The following is a 23,032-nucleotide window of genomic DNA, read 5'->3' as shown; positions in this document are numbered from 1 at the left end:
CCCAGCCGCATGGCCAATGCGCCCGCGTGATGCCGCCCGCAACAACCCCGGAAAGACCGTATGAACAAGCCGCACGTGCCAGTGGACGCCGAGACTCACGCGAAAGTGATGGTCCGACAAACGTTGATGCCTGCCGATATTCAAGAAATGTCGCGTGAGCAGATGGCAGTGGTCATCGAGGGCTTTACGTCACAAGTCTTGTTCATCGAGCGCACGTACGAGCGTGAGGTTTCGCGCGAAGGAAGCGAGTGCCCGAGCATCAGCCGGGTCTACAGCGCATTGAAGCACTACGAGCTTCTGTGCGAAGCCATTTACGGCACCGCCATGGCCTACGACCGACGCGACTTCGATCAGAAGGCGACCCGCAAGCATGTCTACGTCGCTGAGTTTGACGACGGGAACATCAAGATCGGCTTTTCGACCCGACCCGTAGCGCGCATCGCCGATGTTGCTGGCGCGAATCAGGCGGCACTACTCCGCACGTGGGTCAGCCTGGACGGTCTGCATTCCCCAGCAATTGAGCGCATAGCGCATCGCCACTTTGCGGACGATCGCGTAGGCGGTGAATTTTTCAGCACCAGCTTCGATGTAGCGACGAAGTGGATTGAGGCCGAGTGGCTGAAGCATCAAGTCCGGGGCATGGGCACATGAGCGACCTCTTCACACACCGCGCAACCACGATGGTTGCCGCGAACGCCGACCACTTCACGGCCGAGTTTGTTGCCTATCTGCCGGGCAACCTGCACGTCTATGACGCCTTCGAGGAAGAGGCATTGCACGTGGTCGCCAAGGGCTTCAAGCACTACAGCGCCCGCACCATCATCGAAGCGCTACGGCACCACTCCGCGTTACAGGACGTGGGCTGTGGGCACTGGAAGCTGAACGACTGGCACACCCCTTACTTCGCGCGGCTCTTCGCGCTGGTGAACCCAGCAAATGAAGGCCTGTTCGAGTTTCGCCACGCCAAGGCCGCGCGCCGCATGCCGGGCGGCGCCCATTGACCAGGGCAATTCCCTACCCGGGCGACGTGCGGGCGAAGGGCTGGCGGTTCGAGCTTGACCACGAAAAGATTGAGCAGTCGGACACCTGGGCGCTTGCATCGGCCGAACTGAAGCCATGGCTGCTCATGCTGTGGCTGACAGCATGGAAGCAGACCCCGTGCGGCTCCATGCCCGACAGCGACGAACTGATAGCCGCGCGCATCGGAATGCCGCTCAAGACCTTCGTGAAGCACCGTACGACGCTGCGCCGCGGTTGGTGGCAGGCTGACGATGGCCGGCTCTATCACGACACCATCGTTTTGTTCGTGGTCGACATGATGACGCGCCGCCGCAAGGAGTCCGATCGCAAGGCTCTGGCACGCGGAAAGATTCCTCCTGAGGTCCCACCCTTGTCCCACGGGACAACCACGGGAGTCCGACCAGATTCCGACACCGGAACCGGAACCGGAACCAGTAATACGGTAATTGGCAGCCCGCCCGAACTTACGCGGGGGTCGCTGGCCGGCGAAGTCTGCAAGGCCATCAAGGCCAAAGGCATCACCGGGGTCAACCCGTCGCATCCCGAACTGCTGGCCTTCATTGAGCAGGGCGTGCCGCTCGAAACCTTCGAGGCAGCCGCACAGACGTGCTCCAAGGCCACGCCACCGAAAGGCCTGAGCTACCTGCTGGCCATCGTGAAGCGGCAGATGGGCGATGCCGCCACGATCGCCACCGGCGCCGGCATGCCAACCGCTGCATGGGACGCCAGCCGCGCCAGCATCGAAGCCAAGGGCATCGCGCTCGGCCTGGGCAAGTGGAACGACGCGGACATGAGCGCCAGCCGCGAGCAGTTCCCCGCCTACCTGCTGCGCGTGCGCGCCGCTGTCGAAGGAGTGCCAGCGTGAGCATGCTGGCCCTGACTCAGCACCTGATTGCGGCGCAGCACGCAGGGCACATCGCCGCCGTGAACGAGCGCCGCATGAACACCGGCAACGTGCCCGACACACCCGAAAACCGCGCCTGCATCGCGCGGCAGTACTGCATCGAGCGCAACCACCGCGCCGCGTTTTCGATGTGGTCCTACTACTTCCCTGCTGCCAATGACGAAACCCAATGACCCGCTTCTATCGCAAGCCCCAACGTAAGCCCATGGGCGTGTCCCTCATCGAACGGGCAATCATCGACAAGGAATGGCGCAGCACCGTGACGTCCGGGCAGATCACCGCACTGATGGGCGATGGCTCCAACGAAATGGTGAACGGCGCCGGCCGCGTGCTCTTCGTGGTTCTCGGCGCCTGCATCGCAGAGGAAGTCGATACCGATCTGCTCGAGCTGCGCATCATTCGTGGCGCCTGCAACGCGGTGTACGAGCAAAAGGACGAGCCGACCATCACCGCAGCCCGCCGCGCGTCGATCGTGAGCGGCCTTGACGCCTGCAATCGGCTCATCGAGGTACTGCCCCGCCGGGCACTGGTCGACGCCGCCTGCGACCTCGCCGTGAAGATGCGCACGCAGCACATCAACTGGACCGACTTCGTTCCGTTGCTCGAGGCGGTGGCGGCATGAAGAACAAAACCAATTGGGTCGAATCGTTCCTCCACGAGCGTGCAGCGCAGACCGCTGCGGAGGTGGCCGTGCTGTGCAAGCTGTCGCCGGTGACTGTCGGAAAAATCATCGGCGACTTGGTGCACCACGGCCGCGCGCTGCGCGCCAATCCCGATCGCCTGCCGTGCCTTTACCTGCGCTGCTCGCCCAAAGTGCCCGAGGTGCCAGTGATCGAAGCGCCTTGCTTGCCCTACATCCCGATGACGACCACGCAGCACGCCATGCGCCATGCGCCCGCATCCGTGTGGGCGCTCGGCGCCATGGCCCATTGATCCACAACCCCAAAGATGCAGCCGGCAAAGACATTCATTTCCCCGGCGCACCCACGCCGGATCTCGAAGCCATCCAGGCCAGTGCCGTGGTGGCCAAGCGAGCAGTCGGCATTCCCTTCGCCAACCCGCGCGGCTCATGGAAGGCCGCATGGCGCACGCACGGCGGGCAGCGGTGCTTCTTCCGCTCGCGGTGGGAAGCGAACTACGCCGCGTACCTCGAATGGCTTCGCAGCATCGGGCAGATCCAGTCATGGGAGCACGAGCCGCACACGTTCTGGTTCGAGGGCATCCGCCGCGGTGTCGTCAGCTATCTGCCCGACTTCCGCGTGACCAACCCCAACGGGTCTATCGAGTGGCACGAGGTAAAGGGCTGGATGGACGCACGCAGCAAGACCACGATCGCGCGCATGGCGAAGTACCACCCCAGCGAAAAACTCGTGGTCGTTGCCGAGAAGCAATACAACGAAATCAAGCGCAAGGTGTCCTCGATCGTGCCAGGGTGGGAGACGACGTGAAGGCATTGCTTGTGGTCACAGAGAAGGGCTTGCGCGGCGCCACGCCTGACGATCACGAGGCCTATCTGAAGTTCAAGCGGCGCCTTGCCAAATCAAAGCCCGGCGCATGCGTGCGGTTCGAGTGGTCGAGCCCGCGGCATGTCGACCATCACCAGAAGTTTGGCGCGCTGCTTTCCTTCTTGAGCAACAACCATGCTGTGTACGACACGACCGAAAAGGCGCTGGTCGCGCTGAAGCTGGCCGCGGGCTTCTTCGAGCCGCACGTCGACCCGGCCACGCTCGAAGTCATCAAGGTGCCAACGTCGATCGCCTTCGAGAGCATGGGCCAGGACGACTTTGAACGCTTCTACAACGCCGCGATCGACGCGCTGCTTGCGGTGATCCTGCCGCGCTTCGAGAAGGCCGAAATGCTCCGCCTGCTCGATCAGATTTACAGCGGCTGGATTGCCGACAACCCGTAATGAGAACGAAGAATAAACCGGCGCCATCGGCAGCCGAGCGGACGCACGTTGCATGGGTCAAGAGCCAACCGTGCATCGTGTGCGACCAGCCCGGGCCGAGCGATGCGCACCACATCGACCAGTCAACGCACTTCCTCACTCTGCCGCTCTGCCAAGGCTGTCACACCGGCCCGCACAACGGCATCCATGGCCTGCGCCGCATCTGGAACGTGACGAAGAAGACCGAGCTTTCATGTCTCGGCGACCTGATGGAAAAGCTGGCAAAAAATAGTTTGAAATAGTCCATGTTATCCCACTCATTGAGGGATATCATTCGTTCATTGCAACAGATGTTGCAGCTGGCGCCTCGCGGTTCAGGGGCTCAAGGAAAAGATCATGGCAGCACTCGCAAAAACCCGCTACGAAACCTTCTTCATCAAGGGCCGCGATGGATGGGAAGCAGCCACCTATGTGTCGCTCGGCGGCAACCTGTCGCTGGGCATCAAGACGCACAAGGCATGGACTAAAGAGAAGGGTGTTTGCACCGTGCTCGCAGTGAGCCGCCTTGAACGCGGGTTCCGCGTGTCCAACCCGCCGGTGTCGCCTTTCCTGACCGAAGCAGAGCGCGCCGCCTGCGACTTCTACATGACGGGCGAAACGCACCCGGGCACCTGCACTGAGAAGGCGATTCGCAAGGCGCATGAGGCCGCGCTGGCGCAGGTCGACGCCAGCGTTCAACTTGCCAAAGCCCACTATGCGAACCGTTCCACCGCCCCCGCAGGCTGGGCAACCATCGAGGCCGGCATCGAAGCCTGAACGCACTGCAAGCCTGTCGCAGCAGGCTTCACAGTGCGCTCCGCGCAACACCCGCGCCTCGGGGTATCAGGGGCTCAAGGTCAACCATGCAAGCAATCGAACGAATCCAGATCACCCGCGCAATCCGCGCTGCGGCCAAAGCCGGCTTCGTCATGGTCGCGGTGAACGAGGGCGGCGACGACCTGATGCCCGTCACCACCGAAGCCGAAGTGCTGGACGCGATCGACGCGGTGGACTTCGACTGCACGATCGTGTTCGAGGGCTTGGTCGACGGCAATAAGCGACGCCCGGGCCTGTTCTGCGTCATCGGCAACGGCGCCGACGTGATCTCCGACTACACGTGCTGCCCGGGCTTTGAGGAAGCAATCGAGCGCGTGGGCGAAGTCGACATGGACGTGCTGGGCGCCGTCACCTTGGATGCGCTCGACGCGCTGGCCGCGATCGTGGCTGAGTGTCAAAGGGCCCGCTCGCTTGGCCAGGACATGAAGGGCATCTACGACACGGCAAAGGTCGTTCTCGCCAAGGCTGAAACCGTCTTCACCGCCGACTGATGGGAACCGCCTGGACGCAGAGCGTGCCCCGTGACTTCCGTATTTCTTCTGCGCGTGCAGGGCCAGTCCCTCAACGCGCAATGCCGGGCCTTCATGGACCGCATCCCTTACTCACCGTTTCCGAGGAAACCCATGCCCACCTTCCCGCAGTACGACGAGCAACCAGACCAGTCCGAGCGCGATGAACTGGCCTTCGAGAGCCGCGCCCGGCGTAACTATCAGGCCCAACTGATCGCGCACCCCAACCCGCAAGACCCCGACCACCCGGGCGACCGGGAAGGGAGCGAAGAGTGAGAACGCGGCCGATCGGCGACCTGCTTTTCTGGCAAAGCAATTTCCGCATGGACAACACCCACGCCGACGTGCTCAAACGGTTGCGCAACCGCAAGAGAACAACGGGTGCCGAAGAGGACGCGCTTTGGTCGGGATGGTTCGCCGTGGATGCGTCAGCGAAGCATTGCGTTGCCTGCGCACTGAGCGCCGGGCAAATCCTGACGATGTTCGACGCGGCCTGATTCCACCGTCAAGGCCTCGAGCCTTGCCAGTGCAATCCGCACGCGATAGGAGGCTACATTCAAGGCATGAGCACACACCCCAACCGAAGCACCAAGCCCGGTGAGGGCGCTAACCCCAGCACCGAAGAGATCCAGACTGCCCGCATCACCGCAGGCCTGAGCCAGCGCGCCGCGGCGGAAATGATCTGGTGCAGCACCCGCGCGTGGGAGCAGTGGGAAGCCGGCGAGCGCCGCATGCCCTACGTGACGTGGTGGGCGTTCCAGCGCCGCATCAAGGACAAGAAGCTGTAGTTCGACCCCCCTTGAATTCAGCCGCGGGGGCTGGCTGAATCAGCGCTCCCATTGAGCACTAAGAAACAGCTCCCCGCACAAACCGACAAGAAGGCCCGCCCGCCGAAGGCGCAGCCAACCCCGAAGAAGAAGCCTGAGGCCGCAAAGCCCAAGGCAAGCAACACACCCGCACCACCAAGCAAGTGGCGCATCGCGCAAGTCGTATCAGTTGAAGACGTAGAGCCAAAGCCAGCAGCCAACACCGCACCGCCCGTAGAAGGGCGCGCGCTACTCGTTCTCCCGCAACCAGCACCAGCGACTCCATGGCAGCAATGGAAGTCCGAGCTTCCGCAGAGTTTCATAGCCTTTTGTAGCTACATCGAGGATGGCGGAAACCTCAAGCAATACGCCGTAGATAAAGGCTTCCCCCGACAGACTTTGCAGACGTGGATTGCGCTCGATCCCACAAATTCCGGCACGTACGCACGCGCGTGCGAGGTTCGGACGCATGACATTTTCGACACGCTGACCCGTATTTCTGACGAGGCGACGACGACTCTGACGATCGAGGGCCGCGAGATAGTGATGCCGCTCGACGCGGTTGCAGTGGCCCGCAACAAACTGCGCGTTGAGACTCGCAAGTGGGCTCTGTCGCGCATCCTGCCAAAAGTGTACGGCGACAAGGTGGCCATCGAGAGCACCGTGACGCTGGCCTCTGTGTCGGACGCCGAGCTACTGGGCAAGATTGCCGCGCTGGGCCTATCCCTGCCGCGCATTGGAACGCTGAATCAGGAGGCATCCGACGATGCTTGACCTGACCACGCTCACGCCGTCGCAGCGGCTCGAACTGTCTTCGCTCATGGGCGAGGTCATGCGGCGCCGTAAGACGCGCCTCATCGAGTCCCTGTTCCCCGATCGCGGGCCGCTGCGCCGTGCGCTCTACCCGAAGCACATGCAGTTCTTCCGGTCAGGCCGCGAGAACGACGAGCGCGTCTTCATGGCCGGAAACCGGGTCGGCAAGACGGTTGCAGCGGGCACAGAGACGAGTTATCACCTCACGGGCCTCTACCCGGACTGGTGGGAAGGCCGGCGCTTCGGGCGTGCCATCCGGGCTGTGGCCAGTGGTGACACGCACGACACGACGCGCGACATTATTCAAGACAAGATGCTCGGCGGCACCACCGACGAGCGCGACTACGGCACCGGGTTGATTCCGGGCGACTGCATCGTCTCGTGGACAAAGCGCCAGGGCGTGCCGGGCGCGGTGGAGAAGATCACCGTGAAGCACGTCAGCGGCGAGAACAGCGAGCTTTGGCTTCGCAGCTACGTGCAGGGCCGCAAGATATTCCAAGGCTTCGAGCTTGATCTGTTCTGGCCCGACGAGGAATGCCCCGAGGACGTGTACGAAGAGGGCCAAGTGCGGCTCTTGACGACGGGCGGCATCAGCATGCTGACGTTCACGCCTCTGAACGGGCTCACGGCACTCGTGCAGGCACTGACCAGCAACAACCCGGACAAGCCGGCCATGTCGCGCGAGGTCGTTCAATGCGGCTGGGACGACGTGCCTCACTTGTCCGAAGTGGCGAAGGCAAAGCTGCTGTCCAAGCTGATGCCGCACCAGCGCGACGCGCGCACGAAGGGCATCCCCGCACTGGGATCCGGTGCCATCTACCCGGTGCCCGAGACAGACATCGTGGTGCCCGACTTCCCTCTGCCCGACTACTGGCACCGCGCGTTCGGGATGGACGTCGGCTGGAACCGTACCGCTGTCATTTGGGCGGCGATCAACCGCGAAACCGACGTCGCCTACCTCTACAGCGAGCACTACCGGGGCGAAGCCGAGCCTGCGGTGCATGCGGCAGCCATCAAGGCCCGCGGTGAGTGGATCCCGGGCGCCATCGACCCGGCCAGCCACGGCCGCAGCCAGAAGGACGGCGAGCAACTCTTCGAGCTCTATCAGGACTTGGGCCTCGCTATCTCGAACGCAGACAACGGCGTCGAAGCCGGCATCTACAACGTGTGGGACCGCATGAGCAGCGGGCGCCTGAAGGTGTTCGCGTCCTGCCGCAACTGGATTGACGAGTACCGCATCTACCGGCGCGACGTGAAGGGCGCCATCGTCAAAGCCAACGATCACTTGATGGATGGCACCCGCTACGTCTGCATGACGGGCCTCGACTTGGCCTGTCAGAAACCGAGGGCGCGAGACGGCGCCCGCACTACCTCTTGGAGAACCGTATGACGACCCCCTCACTGCTCGGCCCGCGCGGCACGCCCTTTGTCGACCTGGGCGGCGAGCGCGCATGGCGCCAGTTCACGAAGGGTGACATGGTGGCAAGCCTTCAGTGGCTCGACCTGCAAGCCCATGACCCATCGTTCCCCGAAGAGGGGCCTATCCCCTGCATGACGATCTTTCATGCCTTCCGGCGCATGGACACGGGCGCGCACGTCATCCCGCAGCGGTTCGCCTACATCTACGGTGCGCGCGAGGGCAAGCCGACCCCGTATTTCTTCAACTCGGTGCTCAACGCATGCGAGACGTGCGGGTTCGACAAGAACGACAAGGCAGCCCGGCACCGAATGATGGATCTCGTCATCGAGGCTCTGCCAGACCTTATCACCATGCCGAGCGAACAGCCCACGGCACTGGAAATCCAAGCGCACCGCCTTGGCATCGAAGTCACCGTGCGCAACGGTGACAAAACCATGCACACCGAGGTTTTGTAATGTTTGACGACCTGAGCAGCACCACGACCGCACCGCCAGCCGAGGGCGAGCAGCGCCAGGGCGGCGACCTTGCCAAGATCATCGAGCACGCAACGCCCGGCGATGTGGCAAGCGACCCCAAGGCCATCCATCGGCATCACGTCCTGATGGACCTGCTCGAGTACGAGAGCGAGCGGCAGGCCGAAGAGCGTGCGCAGGCCCAAGTGGACGAGGGCTACTACGACCATGAGCAGTGGGCAGCCGATGACGCACGCGAACTGATGGAGCGCGGACAGGCGCCGCTGGTGTTCAACGAAGCCCGGCTCACGATCGACTGGATCTCTGGCACCGAAAAGCGGCTGCGCAAGGACTACAAGATTCTCCCGCGCGAGCCCGACGACGAAGCCGGCGCCGAACTGAAGACGAAGCTGGTCAAGTACACCGATGACGTCAATCTGACCCAGTGGCACCGCTCCAAGGCATTCAAGCAGGCCGCGACCGCCGGTATCTCATGGCTCGAAGAGGGCATCAATCCGGACCCCGAGCAGGAAATCATCTACAGCGGCATGGAGGACTGGCGCAACGTCTTCCGCGACAGCCACTCTCGCAACATCGACTTCAACGTCGACAGCCGCTACCTGTTCCGCCGCCGCGTCATCGACCTGGACTACGCGATTGCACTGCTCCCAGCGCACGAGGCGCACTTGCGCTCGATGGCCGGGCGCATGGACGAGGACGGCGAGGGCGGTGAGGACGTGTGGTACCTGGGGCAGAAGCAGGCCAGCACCGCCGATATGCGTGAGATGGCCGATATGTCGGGCTTCGGCAACCGCTCGGCCTACATGGCGCGTTCGGGCTACTTCGATTACAGCCGCCGCCGCTCCTGCGAGCTATTGGAGTGCTGGTACAAGGTGCCCGAGCGCGTCAAGGTGTTCATGGGCGGGCAGGCGCCGGGCAAGCTGGTGGACGACCAGAACGCCGAGCATCAGGCCGCGATCGCTGACAACGCACCGACCTATGAGGCGGTGAAGATGAAGATGCGCCTCATGATCGCCACGAAGCAGGCGCCCATGCTGGACATGCCGAGCCCGTTCAAGCACGGCAAATTCCTGCTCACCCCGATCTATGCGTACCGGCGCTTCCGCGATGGCATGGCATACGGCCCGATGCGCGGCATGCGGGACATTCAGGACGACCTGAACAAGCGCCGCTCGAAGGCGCTCTTCGCTCTTTCGTCCAACCGCATCCAGATTGAGGCCGGCGCTGTCGATGACATCGAAGACCTGCGTATCGAGGCCGCACGCCCGGACGCCATCATGGTGGTCAAGGCCGGCAAGATTCTGAAGTTCGAGCAACAGACCGGCGACTTCCAAGGCAACCTCGAACTGGCACGCGAGGACAGCCAACTCATGCGCAACGTCGGCGGTGTGACCAACGAGAACCTCGGCCACGACACCAACGCGCAGTCGGGCAAGGCCATTGGCCTCAAGCAAGACCAAGGCGGGCTCACGACGGGCGAACTGTTCGACAACTACCTGCTGGCCATCCGGCAAGCGGGCGGCTTGCGCCTGTCGCACATCGAGCAGTTCTATACCGAGCCCAAGGCCGTGCGCATCGTCGGCCAGCGCAAGCCAATCGAGTGGCTGAAGATCAATCAGGTGGACCCGGCCACCGGCCAAATCCTGAACGACGTCACCGCATCGGCTGCCGACTTCATCATCGACACGCAGGACTACCGCGCATCGCTCGCGCAGTCTGCGCAGGAGCAGATGTTCGACCTGCTGGGCAAGATCGCCACCTTCGCGCCGCAAGTGGTGTTGAACGTGCTCGATCTGGTGGTTGAGAACGCGGAAATCAAAGACAAAGAAGAGTGGGTGTCCCGCATCCGCAAGCTCAACGGCCAACGTGACCCGAGCAAGCCGCCGACGCCCGAAGAGCAGCAAGTCGAGCAGGCCACTGTCGCCAAGCAGATGGAAGCCGAGCAGGTTGCGACCGACACCAACAAGGCCGCGCTCGCCGAAGTGCAGGCCAAGGTCGACTTGATCCGCTCGCAGATGGAGAACATGGACGTCACCAGCGTGCTCAAGCGCGTAGAGGCGATGTTCTCCGCACTGCAAGCCGCGCAGATCGTCGCCACGACGCCCGGTGTCACGCCGGCAGCCGACGAGATTGCACTGTCTGCCGGCCTGGAAGACATGCACCCCGGCGCCATTCCCCAGCCCACCGGACTGGCACAGCGGTTTCTGGCACAGACCCAAGGCGTTCAGGGCGCTCCTGGTGCGCAGCCCAACACCGACCCGATGCTGCCGGCCGATGGCGTACCGAATGACCCCGCACAGGCTGGACCGCCCGACATGGCGCCCGCGTCGCCCCTCGAAGGCGTGCAGGGCGGCATGGAAACGGTGCGACCCGAAGACAACTTTCCCCCGCAGGGCGCAGGCCCTGCAAATCCCCCGCAGTGAGTAGGAGCAAGACGCTTTGAACAACGCAATCGACAAAATCATCATCCCGACCGTGGGCCGTCAGGTCTGGTTCACCCCGAACAAGTCGGACCCGCTGCACGACGAAGACCCTGCGCCGTTTGCTGCGACTGTGGCCCGCGTGTTCGCCGAACGCTGTGTCAACCTGATGGTGCTCAACCGCCAGGGCAAGCCCGTTGAGCGCACGTCGGTACTACTGAAGCAGGCTGGCATGGAGTACGAGCCCTTATCTAGCTTCTGCGAGTGGATGCCATACCAGATCGGGCAGGCAGCCGCTACGCCGATGACCGCAGCGATCGTGCGAACGCTCATCAAGGAGGCCTTGGACCCGGGCAGCCTGTACGACGCGCCGGGCATCGCACTGGTGGCCATCGACAACCCGGTTGCGATCGGCTCGCCTGCGCCCTTCATGGGCCGGCGCCAGCGGGAGCGGAATGCCGCGCATGACCGGGCCAACGAGACGCTGGTGCGCAACCTGCACGCGATGCCAATCGCCAGCGTGCCGCCGGACGTGGGCTATGAAGCCACCGGCCGCAATGAACTGTACGAAGGCCTGTTCGATGGCGAGTCGGACGGTGATCGCGCTGGGCGCCTTGCACGTGCAGCACTCGGCCTGTCCCCCACCAGCCCGGTGGTCGACGTGATGGAAGACGGCGTGTGGGTTGCAGGAAGCACGGGCGGATTCATGCCTGCCGATGCGGCGCCCAACGTGCCCGGACGCATCACAGACCCCGTGCCGCTGGCGTTCAGCGTGGCACTCGAGGTGCTGAAGGAGGGCGCCAAGGTCGCGCGCCTGGGATGGAACGGCAAAGGCTTGTGGCTCGAGCTGCAAGTGCCCGACGCCCACTCGAAGATCACTCTGCCCTACATCTTCATGAGCTACCCGACCGACGCGGCGAACACGCCCGGCGCCCGCGTGCCGTGGCTCGCATCGCAGACCGACCTGCTGGCCGACGACTGGGTTCTGGTCGCCTGACCGCCAGCACGCCCCCAACTTCAGAGAACGACCATGAACCCATCCCTTACCCCCATTGGCGTGACCGAAGCCGAGCTTGCATCCAAGGCCGTGGCCGCACGCATCACCCCGCGCGAGATCGACAAGACCATCGCGCATGAGTACTACGACGTGCCCCCGGGCAGCACGTTGACCCTGTGCGTGCTCACGCTGCGCAATGGATTCACGGTGGTCGGGCATGCGGCCTGCGCTGCGCACGCCAACTTCGACCCGGATATCGGGCGCCGCATCGCCTTCGAGCACGCGCGCAATCAAATCTGGCCGCTGCTGGGCTACGAACTGCGCTCGAAGCTGACGGCCGAGCAGGAATCGGCCGACTGAGCCGCCCAACCATTCAAGAACTGAAAGACCATCATGGCAATCTCTGACGAAGACCTGCGCGGCCTGTCCGCGAACGAACGCGAAATCCTCATCGCGGCTGAAGCCGACGACGAAGACGGCGACATTGCGCAAGAACTGAGCGGCAAGCGCAGCCCATCGGCGCCCGCTGACGACGAACTGGTTGTCACGACCGCGGCGCAGGATGCCGAAGCCGCTGCTGCTGCTGCACTGGCTGCTGCGCCCGCTGAAGCGCCGGCCGCTGCACCCGCTGCACCCGCTGCACCTGGGGCCGCTGGCATCGAAGCCGCTGTGGAAGCCGAAGACGACGACGCACCGACGCCGCGCGCCGCGCCTGCCGATATCGCCGATCAACGTGTGGCCCTCAACGCCCGCGAAGACGACAGCATGCAGAAGCTGCTGGACGGCGAAATCACGCAGGCCGAGCACGCCGTCATCAAGAACGAAGTGCGCGCATCGCTCGACACGCTGCTCGTGGCTGAAGCGACCGACAAGGCGACGGCCAACATCGAGTACGCCGGCATGATGAAGCTCTACAACGCTGACGTGAAAGTGACGAAGGCACTGGGCAAGGCCGCGGGGCTCGACTACTCGAGCGCCGACCTTGCTGCGAAGTTCGACCGTGCCGTTGTCATGTTCTCCAACGAACTGGCCGCGCAGGGGATATCGGACAAGCCGGGCAATCTGGCGAACAGCCGCAAGGCTCTGTCCGAAGCCCATGCGTACATGCTGCGCGCCGCGGGCAAGGTGCCTGCGCCGGTGGTTGCAGCGGCTGCCGCTGTCGTCCCCAAGGGTGGGCGCCCTGCACCTGACCGCTCGAAGCTGGGCATGACGCTGGCAGCCATCCCGGTGGCCGCTGACGCCAGCATCACGTCGGAGTTTGCACATCTCGAAGGCATCACCAACCCGGCCGACCTCGAGCGCCAGCTTGCCAAGCTGACGCCTGAGCAAGAGCGCCGCTACCTGGACTCCTAATGCGCCTCAACACCCTCATACGCAACCTGAAGGTCGGCGAGCGCCTGTCCTTCGATCAAGGGCGCATCGTGCTCGGTCTGGACGGCAACACGCCCAAGACCGCGCGCCTGCGACTCACGCTGCATGAGGACGTGGTCGTCGACAAGCCGCGCACCGCGGCGAACGACGAGCAGGATAAGGCGCCGATCGCAGCGACCTGAATCGGGCGGCGCTCCATACTCCGGGGCGCCGCATCGGCGTGCAACCCACTGGATCTCAAATGCGGCTCGCCTTCCTCTGCCTCACTCTCGCGCTGGCCGCATGCACTTCCCCCACGGGCGTGGTGCTGATCGGCGACGGCATTTACATGACGTCAAAGTTGGGTGGCATGGGCACGTACAGCGGGGGCAGCGTGAAGGCCTAGCTATACCGCGAAGCAGCCGACTACTGCGCCAAGGCGGGTAAGAAGGTTATCCCGGTGACGTCATCGTCCATGGACTCCGTGGCCTACAACAGCGCATCGGCCGAAGTGCAATTTCGCTGCAACTAAACCCTGCCAAGAGGCCAGCTTAAAGCTGCACGTCGTTGAACCACCGGTATTGGCGACCGCCATAGTCCTCGAAGTCCACAAGTGCGACGTCTAGATTGGAGTGCTTGAGAAACTTTCCAAGATCGACGAGGTTGTCTTCGTTTGTTTTGGGATTGGTTAGCGCAAAGATTTGCATGCCGAGCGAGCTGACGTTGGCTACTGAAAACTGACCCTGCCGGACCGCCCCACTGACTAGCAGCGCTTTGTTCCACGAAATTATTAGATGGTTTAACGGCTGCCCTTTGGCTGCCTCAAACCGCCTTGACATCCCACGTCCCACACTGCTGATCAAACCTAGATCCTGCAGGATGGTCGCGTCGACAAGGGTTAGCCCGCGTTCGGGAGAAAACTTGCCCTCAACCCCGCTCCATAAAGCTTGAGCGATCACGAAGCTCGCAGCCTTTGCAATCAGGGTCGCTTCGGTCTGCGACAAGCAACGCAAAAAGTCGAGCGTCCTGAGCGAATGACTGCCCGGCTTCTTGAACTCACCGGCCAGCACGCTGCCCCATAGCTTTTGCATTGATTCGGAGGAAGTCTCGGCGGCCAGATCGCGCCATTTGTAGAGCCAGTCGATTTCTGGCACTGCGTTAGGCGGAGCACCTGCTTCTTGCACGAGAACGGTTTCAGCTTCGAGCACCGCCTTTGCGACGTTGATTTCTTTGCGGATCACGTCGGCACGCTGGTTCGCAAGGATTACTAACTCATGGTCGTACTCGTTGAGGCCTTTCGGCACCAACTGCGGTTCATTGGACGCTGCAGTCGGGCCGCTGAGCAAGATGGGTTCCATCCACACCAGCGAAGCTCGACCAAGCTGTATCCGCTTGATCGATTGTTCCGCATGGGCAAAGGCAATCATCTCTTCGGCTTTGAGCTCATAAGCCGCGCTGCCTTCCCGACGCATTTGCCAAGGTGTCAACACGCCGCCGATGCCTTTGTCGACGAGTGAGTTCCACATTTTGATGATCAAACTTTCGCCTGGAGCAGTTGGCACATCAACCCATCGCGCGCATGGCTGGCGCAAAGTCGGCATGTAAGAGGGGGGCAGAGGTTTTCATGGCAAGGATCGTACTGGCCCGTTTGTAAGCTCGCAATACAAAGTTAACAGTACCGGCGCGACCCCCCTTGAATAGAAGAAAAGAGGGCATACGATTTCGAGTAGTGAAGGGGCAGACGTGCACTAAGACGCCGGGAGCCCCTTCGCTGCCGCTGCGGGCATCGCAGTTTTTATGCGCAAGACGCGCTCGATTCCCCAAGGGGATGGAGTGCCGACATGCGGACGTTAATCGGGGTCAATGATCCACAGGCTGTAAAAAAGTGGGCTTCGCTGATGGCTGTCGCCATCAACAAGGCTTCCTACTGGGCCAAGAAATTCGTCGGCGAGGGCAAAGACTCCCGCCTCCCCATCCAGCGCATTGACGACCTCGAATCCGGGGCCGGCGATGAAGTGACGGTGGACTTGCTCATGCCGATGAACATGGAGCCGTTGATCGGCGACCAGACTCTCGACGGCAAAGAGCAGCCGCTGAAGTACTTCACCGACCGCCTGCGCATCGACCAAGTTCGCGGTGGCGCTGACTTGGGTTCGCGCATGAGCAAGAAGCGCACGCTGCGCAACTTGCGCCAGGACGCGAAGCGCGTCAGCACCGACTGGTGGAAGCGCCTGAGCGACGAGCTCTACTTCATCTACATCTCGGGCACTCGCGGCACGGGCGGCGGCATGATCTGGTCGGCGGGCAATCCAATGTTCGCCATCAACGCGCTGACGGCGCCTGACGCGATGCACACCATGTACGGTGGCACCGCGACCTCGAAGCTGTCTCTGGCAGCCGCTGACACGATGAAGCTGCGGGTTGTCGACAAGGCCGTGGCCAAGTCGGAAACCATGGGCGGTGACGGCTCGGACGAGCTTTCGATGATCCCTGTGAACATCGAGGGCGGCGACCACTACATCCTGCTCATGCACACGTTCCAAGCCGATGCCTTGCGCCTCGATGCAGGCACGGGCGGTTGGCTCGACATTCAGAAGGCAGCCGCTGCCTCCGAAGGTCAGAAGAATCCGATCTTCACGGGCGCCATGGGCATGTACAACGACGTGATCCTGCACAAGCACCGCAACGTGATTCGCTTCAGCGATTACGGCGCTGGTGCCAACCTGCCGGCCGCTCGTGCGTTGTTCCTGGGCTCGCAAGCCGCCTTCATCGCCTACGGTGACAACGAGGCCGGCACCCGGTTCAACTGGACCGAAGAAACCAAGGACCACGGCAACAGCGTGGCGATCGGTACGAACGCCATCGTCGGTGTCAAGAAGGCTACCTACAAGTCGAAGGACGGTCAGACCGTGCGCGACTTCGGTGTGGTTGCTGTCGACACCTACGCGATCGACCCGAACCCTTGATGACATAGAGGCCTCGGCGCAAGTCGGGGCTTCGTCACAAGCCCACCAGTCCCCCCTTCAATCTTCAGGAGCCCAACACCATGGCCCGTTTCCTTTCCGAACTGCTCACCGGCAAAAAGCCGCTCCCCCAGCCTTACGACGGCAGCGTGCTGCAACTGCCGCTCACGTTCGTCTTCGGCACCGTTGCGCCCGCTGTCGGCGATATCTTGGCGCTGCTCGAACTGCCGCCTTACACCGACCTGCTGGACTACGACATCTTCGCGGCCCAACTGGACTCGAACGCTACGCCGCTGCTGACTTTCTCGCTCGGCCAGGAGAACGTCGCGCTCACCGACTTGGCCGCTGTCTACGAAGCCGGCTTGACCTTCGGCCGCACGGCGAACGGAAGCTGCAATCGCGCGACCACGGCTATGCAGCAACTCGCTGACACGACCGTTCCCCGCAAGCTGGCCCTCAAGGTCACGGCGGCGGCCGCTACGTGGGCTGGTGCAGGCAAGACCGTCACCGCGCTCTTGATGCTGCGCGGCTAATCCCGCCTGCCCCGTGTGTGTGTGAGGGGGGCCGCATCGCTGCGTGCCCCCCTTTCGTTTTTCAACCGTCTCAGGAATGCAAGATGCAAATTCACGCTTACCGCCGTCTCGAAGCTGTCTCGATCAATCTGTTCGATCAAGAGATTGCCTTCAAACCCAACACCCTCGGCCACGTGGTCAGCGGCGACGTTGTTGATACCCGCGTGGTTGACCGCCTGCTGTCCATCAGCGAAGCCTTCCTCGAGTACACCGGCAAGGGCGTCGAAGTGGGTGTGGCTCTGGCCGTTGCCGCTGCTGCTCTGCCGCTGGCCCCGGTCATCACCACGATCGACGAAGGCGACGGCGACAAGGTGTTCGACTTGGTGCTGCTCGGCTCCGACTCGTTGCCTTCGATCATCACCATCGGCGAAGGCGTGACCATCACCCTGGGCGATCTGGTGCAGATGGCATTCGAGCGTTCGGACATGAACCGCGAAGAGTGGAACCTGAACGATCAGGACGACCGCGAAGGACTGCTCGACACCGAAGTGACCCTTGCGATCGTGGCGCATGAAGCCATCGTGCAAGCCGCGATCGACGCTGCCGCTGCATCGGCTGCTGCCCTTCCGCCAGTGCCCGTCGCCGTGGTGCCTGTCATCAACTCGCTGGTGCTCGAAGCAACCGACGGCGAGAAGGTGGACCTCGGCGCCATGTCCGAAGTCAAGCTCCGCGCCTTCGCGCTCGAGGCCGGCGTGACGCTGCCCAAGGGCAAGGGCACGAAGGTCGCTGCACTTCGCCAGATGGTTGCCGACGCCCTGACCGGCCCCGCGAAGTAACCCATGCTTGCATCGCGCCCCATCGGCTTAGCCCGCGTCCTGCTCAACGACCCCGACAGTGACCGCTGGACGGACGCGGAACTGCTGGGCTGGCTCAATGGGGCGCAGCTTCAGATCGTGGCCGTGCGGCCCGAGGCGAAGGCCACGAAAGTCGATATCGTGCTGATCGCCGGCGCAGAGCAGAGCATCCCGGGCTCGGCAACGCGCCTGCTCGATGTAAAGCGCAACGTCGGGGGCCGCGGAATCTCGCTCATCAGCCGCGACCAGCTTCAGGAGTTTGACCCCGACTGGTACTCCGCTGACAACGCCGACGTCATCAAGCACTACACATTCGACTTGAACGACCCCAAATCGTTCGAGGTTTACCCGCCAGCCGCGGCCGGTATCAAGGTGCATGCGCTGGTCGCTGCCATCCCCACCGACTGCACCGCTGTGGGCTCAACCGTTGACCTCGATGACATTTTCGAGGGCGCCTTCGTTGACTGGATCTGCTACCGCGCTTGGTCCAAGGACGGCGATGCAGGCCCCGACGGTCAAAAGGCAGCCAACGCCCTTTCCACCTTCATGCAGGCGCTCACGGGCAAGACGATCTCTGACGTCAGCACCAAGCCGAGCCGCAAATGAAACTCTGGTCCGACTTCCTCCGCGACGTGAAGCCCAAGGCCCCCGGCCTGCCCGAACCCCTGGTGGAGTGGGCCATATTCCGCGCGGCTCAAGACTTCTGCCAGTACACGCGGGCGTGGCAAGTCACGCTCGACCCGACCACCACCGTGGACGGTGTGCTGACCTACGACATGGAGCTTGGCGCCAACGAACTGGTGCGCATCGAGAGCGCAACGCTGGCCGGCAACGACTACGACGTATGGCGCCAGGGCGACAAGGCCCGCGGCACCTTCGTCTACACGGCCGACAAGTCGGCCATCAGCTTCAACACGCCCGAAGCGGCTGGGCAGGCGCTCGTGTTGACCTGCGCCTTGAAGCCGGGCAACAAGGCGACGGGCATCGCCGACGTCATCTATGACGCCTACGTCCGCACGATCGCAAAGCTGGCCATCGCAGACCTGAAGAGCGACGGGAACCTGCGCCTTGTCGCCGAGAGCGACATGGACGTTATCAAGGTCGCGCTCTGGCGCGGCAGCGCAGCAACCCGCCCGCGCTCGCGCGCTCACTTTTTCTGATTGGAACCCTCATGTCCTTCGACAGCGTAATCCTCCTTCCCGCGACCACGGCTGCGCCCGGTGTCGGACAGCCTTGCGTGGTGCTCAAGCCGACCAACCGCACCTTTCACGCGCTGGGCAAGACCACGGCCGGCGCTGGCACGGCCTCTGTCGACATCCTGGGCGCCAACACAGGCGAAATCGCCGACGCGGTTCTGCTGGGCAACATCGCTCTGACGCTGGGCACCGTGCGCTCGGGCGATGGCTTCGTCTCGACGGCGCCCTGGATGACCGTATGGGCGCGCGTCAACTCGATCACCGGCACCGGCGCCACCGTCGGCGTTGTGGCCGCATCGTGACCGTCACGGTCTACCCGAAGCGCAACGGCGTCAGCGCCGGGAGCGCGGTCGAATTGCCGAATCTGACCGTCTACAGCGGCCGCAGCGGCACGCCGGGCACGGCCGAGAGCAGTCTTGTCCTCTACCCGAAGCGCAATGGCGGTGCAGCGGCGGCATTCACGCCCGCGGTTCTGTTCGGCGCCTCGGACAAGGGCCTCTATTACGACTTCACCGATATGGCCTCGCTGCGGCAGGACGCGGCCGGCACTGTGCCTGTCATGCTGGCAGGCCAATCCGTCGGCTTCGCGCTCGACAAGAGCGGCAAGGGCAACAACGCCACGGGCCCGACCGCCAAGGGCACCTACAACGCGACCACCGGTCTGGTGTGCGCCGGCGCAGGCAACATCAACACCGCGTCGATCTTCGATGCCACGTTCAACAACAGCGCCACCTTCATGGCCGTGATGCGCTCGGGCGTGCCTCACACCGACCTGCGGCTGGTGCATGGCCGCTTCGCTCCCAACCTCTACACGGGCTACGACGGCTCGAACGGCAATTGGGATCACACGACCGGCTTCACCGGCGCCGCACTGGGCGCGAACATGGCGACCGACGGCGTGCTCGCGCTGGAATATGGCGTGGCGCAAGTGGGTGTCGGCCTCGATCGCTTCTGGCTGCAAAACGGCACCGCGCCGAAAAGCTCGACCTTCAGCAAGATGCGCCGCGACAGCGGTGTGGGCGGCAATCTCGGCTTCTCGACGCCTACCTACATGACGATCGGCGGCGCCGATGCGGCCTACTTCTGGCCGGGTCAGATCGGTGCGTACTTCGCCATCAACCGGCTGCTCACCACGGCTGAGTACAAGGCGCTGCAGGCCTATTTCATCGCGCAGCACAACCTGTACCCGAAGAAGCTCTTCGTGTGCTGCGGCAACTCGCAGACCTCGGGCCAAGGCTCGACGGGCGGGGCAGGGCAGGACCAGTCGCCGACCGGCAACAACATGCCAGCGCGTGTGTGGAATGCGCTCGCGGCGACCTGGGACGTGCGCATCGACGCTTACCCGGGCCGCAACCTCACGCAGATGACCGCTGAAAGCCCGCTCTGTGCCGACGTCATGGGCGCCAAGGCCGGCGTGCGCAAGGTGGCGCTGGTGTGGGAGACGACCAACACGCTGATGGCCAATACGAACGTGGCCGCGACCCTCGCACTGCTGCAAAGCTACTGCGCCGCTCGCCGGGCCGCGGGCTTCAGCGTCCTGGTGGGCACCTGCTTGAACCGCGGCGATGGCTACGGCGCTTTCAACACCGACCGGCTGGCCGTCAACGCCTCGATCCTCGCCAACTTCTCGAACTACGCCGACGGCGTTGTCGACTTCGCGGCGATCACCGAGCTTCAGACCATCAGCAACGCAACGTATTTCAACGTCGACCAGATTCACCTGACTGACGCCGGCTACCAGAAGGCAGCCGACGCCGTGACCAGCAAAGTGACCGCGCTCGGCTGGTAACTCGCAACCCTTTCCCATCCCAACCTCAAGGAGCTTTCATGCCATTCGGTGCCACCTTCGCAAATGACCTTCTGAAGCTCATCCTTCAGGCGGTTGCCATCGCCAACCTGGGCGACAACGCCGTTTCCAGCCCGCTCACGCTGCTTTATCTCGCGCTGCACACCGCAGACCCGGGCTCGGCCGGCACGCAGACCACGAACGAGATTGCCTACACCGGCTATGCCCGCATTGCGATCGCACGCACTGCTGGCGGCTGGTCTGTGACTGCCAATGCAGCAAGCCCGGCAGCCAATATCGACTTCGGCGAAATGACCGCTGGCGCCGGCGGCACCGTCACCTATGTGTCGGTCGGCATCGCTGGCACGGGATCGACCAAGATCCTCTTGCGCGGCACCCTGACGCCCAACATCGTGGTCGCCAACGGCGTGACCCCGCGCGTCAAGACGACCTCGACCATCACGCTCGTGGTGTAAGCGCACGTGGCGCTCTGGACCCCTGCATCCCTTGGCCTAACAATGGCTTGGGGCGTTGCCGATAACCCCGCAAACACGACGGGCAGCAGCGCCATCACTGTCATCGCAGACAAGTCGGGCGGCGGGTTCACTGCGACACCGCTGGGTTCGTTAGCGAACAACAAAGGCGTGTGGGGCGTGGACACCCTCAACGCGCGCAACCTCATCACAGCCGGCAGTTCGGCCAGTGCGCTATGCGCCTTCACAGTCAGCGGCGGGATAACGCTATCGAACAACACCGGAGGCATGACGCTCTTCAGCCTGCACTCGCTCACTTCGGGCGGCACGCTGATTCACAACGCGAAAAACGCAGACCCGACGCGCACCCGTATTGGGCTTTCCCGCTCGACAACGACGCCCGGCGACCTTGAACTTGGCGTGCGCCGTCTCGACTCCGATAGCTACACCGCAGTCAATGACGGTGTGACCTCATACACCGGCTGGCAATTGGCATGCGGCATCGCCGACTACGCCAACGCCAAGGGCCACACATGGATGAACGGCACCGCGCATGCGGCGAACGTCACCATCAGCGGGCCGGGCAACACGTCGGCGACCGACGCCGGCGCATCCACTCTGTTTTGCTACGACAACAATGGCGCGAGCGACTTGTGCGTAGGCAAGTTCGCCGAGTGGCTCGTCATCCGCGGCACCCTGACCCCATCGCAGCGCCAGCAAGTAGAGGGTTACATGATGTGGGCCTGGGGCTTGCAAGCCTCACTTCCCGCGGGCCATCCGTACCTGAGCGCAGCACCTACCGATGTGAACATCATCGAAGCGGCTGCCGCGATCGACGGCGACGGTGGCTACCTCTGGACCGCCAGCAAAGTCCTCGCGGGCCTCTACGCCGAAACCGACGACGCGGCCAACGCCTATCTGGCTGCGAAGATTTTTGCCGCCGTCTACGCCGACACCGGCAGCGATGTCGAAGCGTGGGGCGCATCGGCCGTCTCGAGCATGTCCGCGACCATCACCGCCGACAGCACGTGGCCCGTCATCGGTGGCGCGATCGGCGCCGGCGTGATGGACGGCACCAGCAGCAACACCAGCCTTTTCGACTCGAACGCGATCGCCAGCAGCGGCGGCGACTTCACGTGCGGCCTGGACGGCACGACCTTGTGGCTGGGCAGCGCGATCGCCGGGATGCTGGGCGACGTGCAGGGTCAGACCGATGACCTCTTCGTTTCTGGCAAGACGGTCGCAGCCGCCTTCAGTGCCGACGACTTGGACGCGCAGGACGTCTTTGTGGCGGGCTTCATCCTGACCTCCATGGCAACGCTGATTGGCGATTGCCTTGTGGAGTGGTCGACCGCGGCCTTCCCGGGCGACCACGGCGCCATCGGCCCCGCAGCCTCGAACCGTCGTATGCAACGCAACCCGACCTCCCGCGTCATGGTGCGCGTGGGGCCAATCCGAAAGATGACCCGATGACCATTCTCGACAAGCAAGAAAAGCAGCCGCGCGAAGTCTTCGACTACGACATTGCGTTCGCCGCACCGGATCTGCCGGCCACCGACAGCGTGGCCAGCGCAGTGGTCACTGTCACCCCCAGCGTGGCGGGCGACCTTACGCTCACCATCGGGGTGATCGACGTGAGCGTGCGCAACCGTGTGAAGGTGTGGATTGGCGCCGGCACCGACGGCCGCAACTACAAGGTGACAGTGCGCACCATGACGACGGGCGGGCGCACCTTCGAGGATGAATTTGTCATGAAGCTCAAGGAGCTTTGA

The 23,032-nt window shown here is 63.4% G+C and carries 34 protein-coding genes; 33 read left to right on the top strand and 1 reads right to left on the bottom strand.

What is annotated here, in order from left to right; translation table 11 throughout:
• Positions 1-60: 60 nt before the first annotated feature.
• The 23 genes from RCH10_RS03955 (at position 61) to RCH10_RS03845 (ending at position 13,882) form a co-directional block, all read left to right on the top strand.
• Positions 61-651 (top strand): GIY-YIG nuclease family protein, encoded by a 591-nt coding sequence (locus RCH10_RS03955; RefSeq protein ID WP_409051384.1) that lies wholly within the window; start codon positions 61-63, stop codon positions 649-651.
• Complete coding sequence (locus tag RCH10_RS03950) at positions 648-1,001, top strand: hypothetical protein (RefSeq protein ID WP_409051383.1); 354 nt, start codon at positions 648-650, stop codon at positions 999-1,001. Before RCH10_RS03955 ends, RCH10_RS03950 begins: the two co-directional genes overlap by 4 nt.
• The gene (locus tag RCH10_RS03945; RefSeq protein WP_409051382.1) at positions 998-1,885 is read left to right on the top strand and encodes a hypothetical protein; all 888 of its coding nucleotides are present in this window, start codon (positions 998-1,000) and stop codon (positions 1,883-1,885) included. The genes RCH10_RS03950 and RCH10_RS03945 overlap by 4 nt, the downstream gene beginning before the upstream one ends.
• The gene (locus tag RCH10_RS03940) at positions 1,882-2,097 is read left to right on the top strand and encodes a hypothetical protein (RefSeq protein ID WP_409051381.1); all 216 of its coding nucleotides are present in this window, start codon (positions 1,882-1,884) and stop codon (positions 2,095-2,097) included. Before RCH10_RS03945 ends, RCH10_RS03940 begins: the two co-directional genes overlap by 4 nt.
• Positions 2,094-2,546 carry a hypothetical protein gene (locus RCH10_RS03935; protein WP_409051380.1) on the top strand — a complete coding sequence of 151 codons (453 nt, stop codon included), beginning with the start codon at positions 2,094-2,096 and terminating at the stop codon, positions 2,544-2,546. The genes RCH10_RS03940 and RCH10_RS03935 overlap by 4 nt, the downstream gene beginning before the upstream one ends.
• A complete protein-coding gene (locus RCH10_RS03930; protein ID WP_409051379.1) occupies positions 2,543-2,857 on the top strand; it encodes a hypothetical protein in 315 nt (104 codons plus the stop codon). The genes RCH10_RS03935 and RCH10_RS03930 overlap by 4 nt, the downstream gene beginning before the upstream one ends.
• The gene (locus tag RCH10_RS03925; RefSeq protein ID WP_409051378.1) at positions 2,854-3,372 is read left to right on the top strand and encodes a hypothetical protein; all 519 of its coding nucleotides are present in this window, start codon (positions 2,854-2,856) and stop codon (positions 3,370-3,372) included. The genes RCH10_RS03930 and RCH10_RS03925 overlap by 4 nt, the downstream gene beginning before the upstream one ends.
• The gene (locus tag RCH10_RS03920) at positions 3,369-3,833 is read left to right on the top strand and encodes a hypothetical protein (protein WP_409051377.1); all 465 of its coding nucleotides are present in this window, start codon (positions 3,369-3,371) and stop codon (positions 3,831-3,833) included. Before RCH10_RS03925 ends, RCH10_RS03920 begins: the two co-directional genes overlap by 4 nt.
• The gene (locus RCH10_RS03915; RefSeq protein ID WP_409051376.1) at positions 3,833-4,114 is read left to right on the top strand and encodes a hypothetical protein; all 282 of its coding nucleotides are present in this window, start codon (positions 3,833-3,835) and stop codon (positions 4,112-4,114) included. The genes RCH10_RS03920 and RCH10_RS03915 overlap by 1 nt, the downstream gene beginning before the upstream one ends.
• 94 nt (positions 4,115-4,208) lie before the next feature.
• The gene (locus tag RCH10_RS03910) at positions 4,209-4,628 is read left to right on the top strand and encodes a hypothetical protein (protein WP_409051375.1); all 420 of its coding nucleotides are present in this window, start codon (positions 4,209-4,211) and stop codon (positions 4,626-4,628) included.
• Positions 4,629-4,714: 86 nt separating this feature from the next.
• Positions 4,715-5,179, top strand: a complete 465-nt coding sequence (locus RCH10_RS03905) for a hypothetical protein (protein ID WP_409051374.1) — start codon at positions 4,715-4,717, stop codon at positions 5,177-5,179.
• Positions 5,180-5,209: 30 nt separating this feature from the next.
• Positions 5,210-5,473, top strand: coding sequence for a hypothetical protein (locus RCH10_RS03900; protein ID WP_409051373.1), 264 nt, complete (start codon positions 5,210-5,212; stop codon positions 5,471-5,473).
• Positions 5,474-5,520: 47 nt separating this feature from the next.
• Positions 5,521-5,694 carry a hypothetical protein gene (locus tag RCH10_RS03895; protein WP_409051372.1) on the top strand — a complete coding sequence of 58 codons (174 nt, stop codon included), beginning with the start codon at positions 5,521-5,523 and terminating at the stop codon, positions 5,692-5,694.
• Between the two features lie 66 nt (positions 5,695-5,760).
• Complete coding sequence (locus RCH10_RS03890; RefSeq protein ID WP_409051371.1) at positions 5,761-5,985, top strand: XRE family transcriptional regulator; 225 nt, start codon at positions 5,761-5,763, stop codon at positions 5,983-5,985.
• A gap of 51 nt (positions 5,986-6,036) precedes the next feature.
• Positions 6,037-6,777: a hypothetical protein gene (locus RCH10_RS03885; protein ID WP_409051370.1), complete on the top strand. Its 741-nt coding sequence runs from the start codon at positions 6,037-6,039 to the stop codon at positions 6,775-6,777.
• Positions 6,770-8,206, top strand: coding sequence for a terminase large subunit domain-containing protein (locus tag RCH10_RS03880; RefSeq protein WP_409051369.1), 1,437 nt, complete (start codon positions 6,770-6,772; stop codon positions 8,204-8,206). The genes RCH10_RS03885 and RCH10_RS03880 overlap by 8 nt, the downstream gene beginning before the upstream one ends.
• Positions 8,203-8,691, top strand: coding sequence for a hypothetical protein (locus RCH10_RS03875; protein ID WP_409051368.1), 489 nt, complete (start codon positions 8,203-8,205; stop codon positions 8,689-8,691). The genes RCH10_RS03880 and RCH10_RS03875 overlap by 4 nt, the downstream gene beginning before the upstream one ends.
• Complete coding sequence (locus RCH10_RS03870) at positions 8,691-11,132, top strand: hypothetical protein (protein ID WP_409051367.1); 2,442 nt, start codon at positions 8,691-8,693, stop codon at positions 11,130-11,132. The genes RCH10_RS03875 and RCH10_RS03870 overlap by 1 nt, the downstream gene beginning before the upstream one ends.
• A 16-nt stretch (positions 11,133-11,148) precedes the next feature.
• Entirely contained in the window at positions 11,149-12,126 is a 978-nt protein-coding gene (locus tag RCH10_RS03865; protein WP_409051366.1) for a DUF2829 domain-containing protein, read from the top strand.
• Positions 12,127-12,159: 33 nt separating this feature from the next.
• Positions 12,160-12,486 (top strand): Gp49 family protein, encoded by a 327-nt coding sequence (locus RCH10_RS03860; protein ID WP_409051365.1) that lies wholly within the window; start codon positions 12,160-12,162, stop codon positions 12,484-12,486.
• Positions 12,487-12,519: 33 nt separating this feature from the next.
• Positions 12,520-13,479, top strand: coding sequence for a hypothetical protein (locus tag RCH10_RS03855; RefSeq protein ID WP_409051364.1), 960 nt, complete (start codon positions 12,520-12,522; stop codon positions 13,477-13,479).
• Entirely contained in the window at positions 13,479-13,679 is a 201-nt protein-coding gene (locus RCH10_RS03850; protein ID WP_409051363.1) for a hypothetical protein, read from the top strand. Before RCH10_RS03855 ends, RCH10_RS03850 begins: the two co-directional genes overlap by 1 nt.
• Positions 13,680-13,738: 59 nt before the next feature.
• Complete coding sequence (locus tag RCH10_RS03845; protein WP_409051362.1) at positions 13,739-13,882, top strand: hypothetical protein; 144 nt, start codon at positions 13,739-13,741, stop codon at positions 13,880-13,882.
• 145 nt (positions 13,883-14,027) lie between these two features.
• Here the strand turns inward: RCH10_RS03845 and RCH10_RS03840 are convergent, their stop codons facing one another.
• Positions 14,028-15,014 (bottom strand): DUF2806 domain-containing protein, encoded by a 987-nt coding sequence (locus RCH10_RS03840; RefSeq protein WP_409051361.1) that lies wholly within the window; start codon positions 15,012-15,014, stop codon positions 14,028-14,030.
• Between the two features lie 303 nt (positions 15,015-15,317).
• Between RCH10_RS03840 and RCH10_RS03835 the strand changes: the two genes are divergently transcribed.
• From RCH10_RS03835 to RCH10_RS03790, 10 genes are all read left to right on the top strand, one after another.
• Positions 15,318-16,442: a N4-gp56 family major capsid protein gene (locus RCH10_RS03835; RefSeq protein ID WP_409051360.1), complete on the top strand. Its 1,125-nt coding sequence runs from the start codon at positions 15,318-15,320 to the stop codon at positions 16,440-16,442.
• An 80-nt stretch (positions 16,443-16,522) separates the two neighbouring features.
• Positions 16,523-16,972: a hypothetical protein gene (locus RCH10_RS03830; protein WP_409051359.1), complete on the top strand. Its 450-nt coding sequence runs from the start codon at positions 16,523-16,525 to the stop codon at positions 16,970-16,972.
• A gap of 83 nt (positions 16,973-17,055) precedes the next feature.
• On the top strand, positions 17,056-17,787 hold the full coding sequence (locus RCH10_RS03825) for a hypothetical protein (RefSeq protein WP_409051358.1): 732 nt from the start codon (positions 17,056-17,058) through the stop codon (positions 17,785-17,787).
• Between the two features lie 3 nt (positions 17,788-17,790).
• Positions 17,791-18,411, top strand: coding sequence for a DUF6682 family protein (locus RCH10_RS03820; protein ID WP_409051357.1), 621 nt, complete (start codon positions 17,791-17,793; stop codon positions 18,409-18,411).
• Positions 18,408-18,965, top strand: coding sequence for a hypothetical protein (locus RCH10_RS03815; RefSeq protein ID WP_409051356.1), 558 nt, complete (start codon positions 18,408-18,410; stop codon positions 18,963-18,965). The genes RCH10_RS03820 and RCH10_RS03815 overlap by 4 nt, the downstream gene beginning before the upstream one ends.
• 11 nt (positions 18,966-18,976) lie before the next feature.
• The gene (locus RCH10_RS03810) at positions 18,977-19,303 is read left to right on the top strand and encodes a hypothetical protein (RefSeq protein ID WP_409051355.1); all 327 of its coding nucleotides are present in this window, start codon (positions 18,977-18,979) and stop codon (positions 19,301-19,303) included.
• Positions 19,240-20,790, top strand: coding sequence for a hypothetical protein (locus RCH10_RS03805; RefSeq protein WP_409051354.1), 1,551 nt, complete (start codon positions 19,240-19,242; stop codon positions 20,788-20,790). The genes RCH10_RS03810 and RCH10_RS03805 overlap by 64 nt, the downstream gene beginning before the upstream one ends.
• A gap of 38 nt (positions 20,791-20,828) precedes the next feature.
• A complete protein-coding gene (locus RCH10_RS03800; protein ID WP_409051353.1) occupies positions 20,829-21,263 on the top strand; it encodes a hypothetical protein in 435 nt (144 codons plus the stop codon).
• A 42-nt stretch (positions 21,264-21,305) separates the two neighbouring features.
• The gene (locus tag RCH10_RS03795; protein ID WP_409051352.1) at positions 21,306-22,733 is read left to right on the top strand and encodes a hypothetical protein; all 1,428 of its coding nucleotides are present in this window, start codon (positions 21,306-21,308) and stop codon (positions 22,731-22,733) included.
• Positions 22,730-23,032 carry a hypothetical protein gene (locus RCH10_RS03790; protein ID WP_409051351.1) on the top strand — a complete coding sequence of 101 codons (303 nt, stop codon included), beginning with the start codon at positions 22,730-22,732 and terminating at the stop codon, positions 23,030-23,032. Before RCH10_RS03795 ends, RCH10_RS03790 begins: the two co-directional genes overlap by 4 nt.

Source organism: Variovorax sp. GrIS 2.14 (assembly GCF_046115955.1).
Lineage (GTDB): Bacteria > Pseudomonadota > Gammaproteobacteria > Burkholderiales > Burkholderiaceae_C > Variovorax.
The sequence above is the reverse complement of the archived record's forward strand: the minus strand, read 5'-3'. Positions and strand labels throughout refer to the sequence as shown.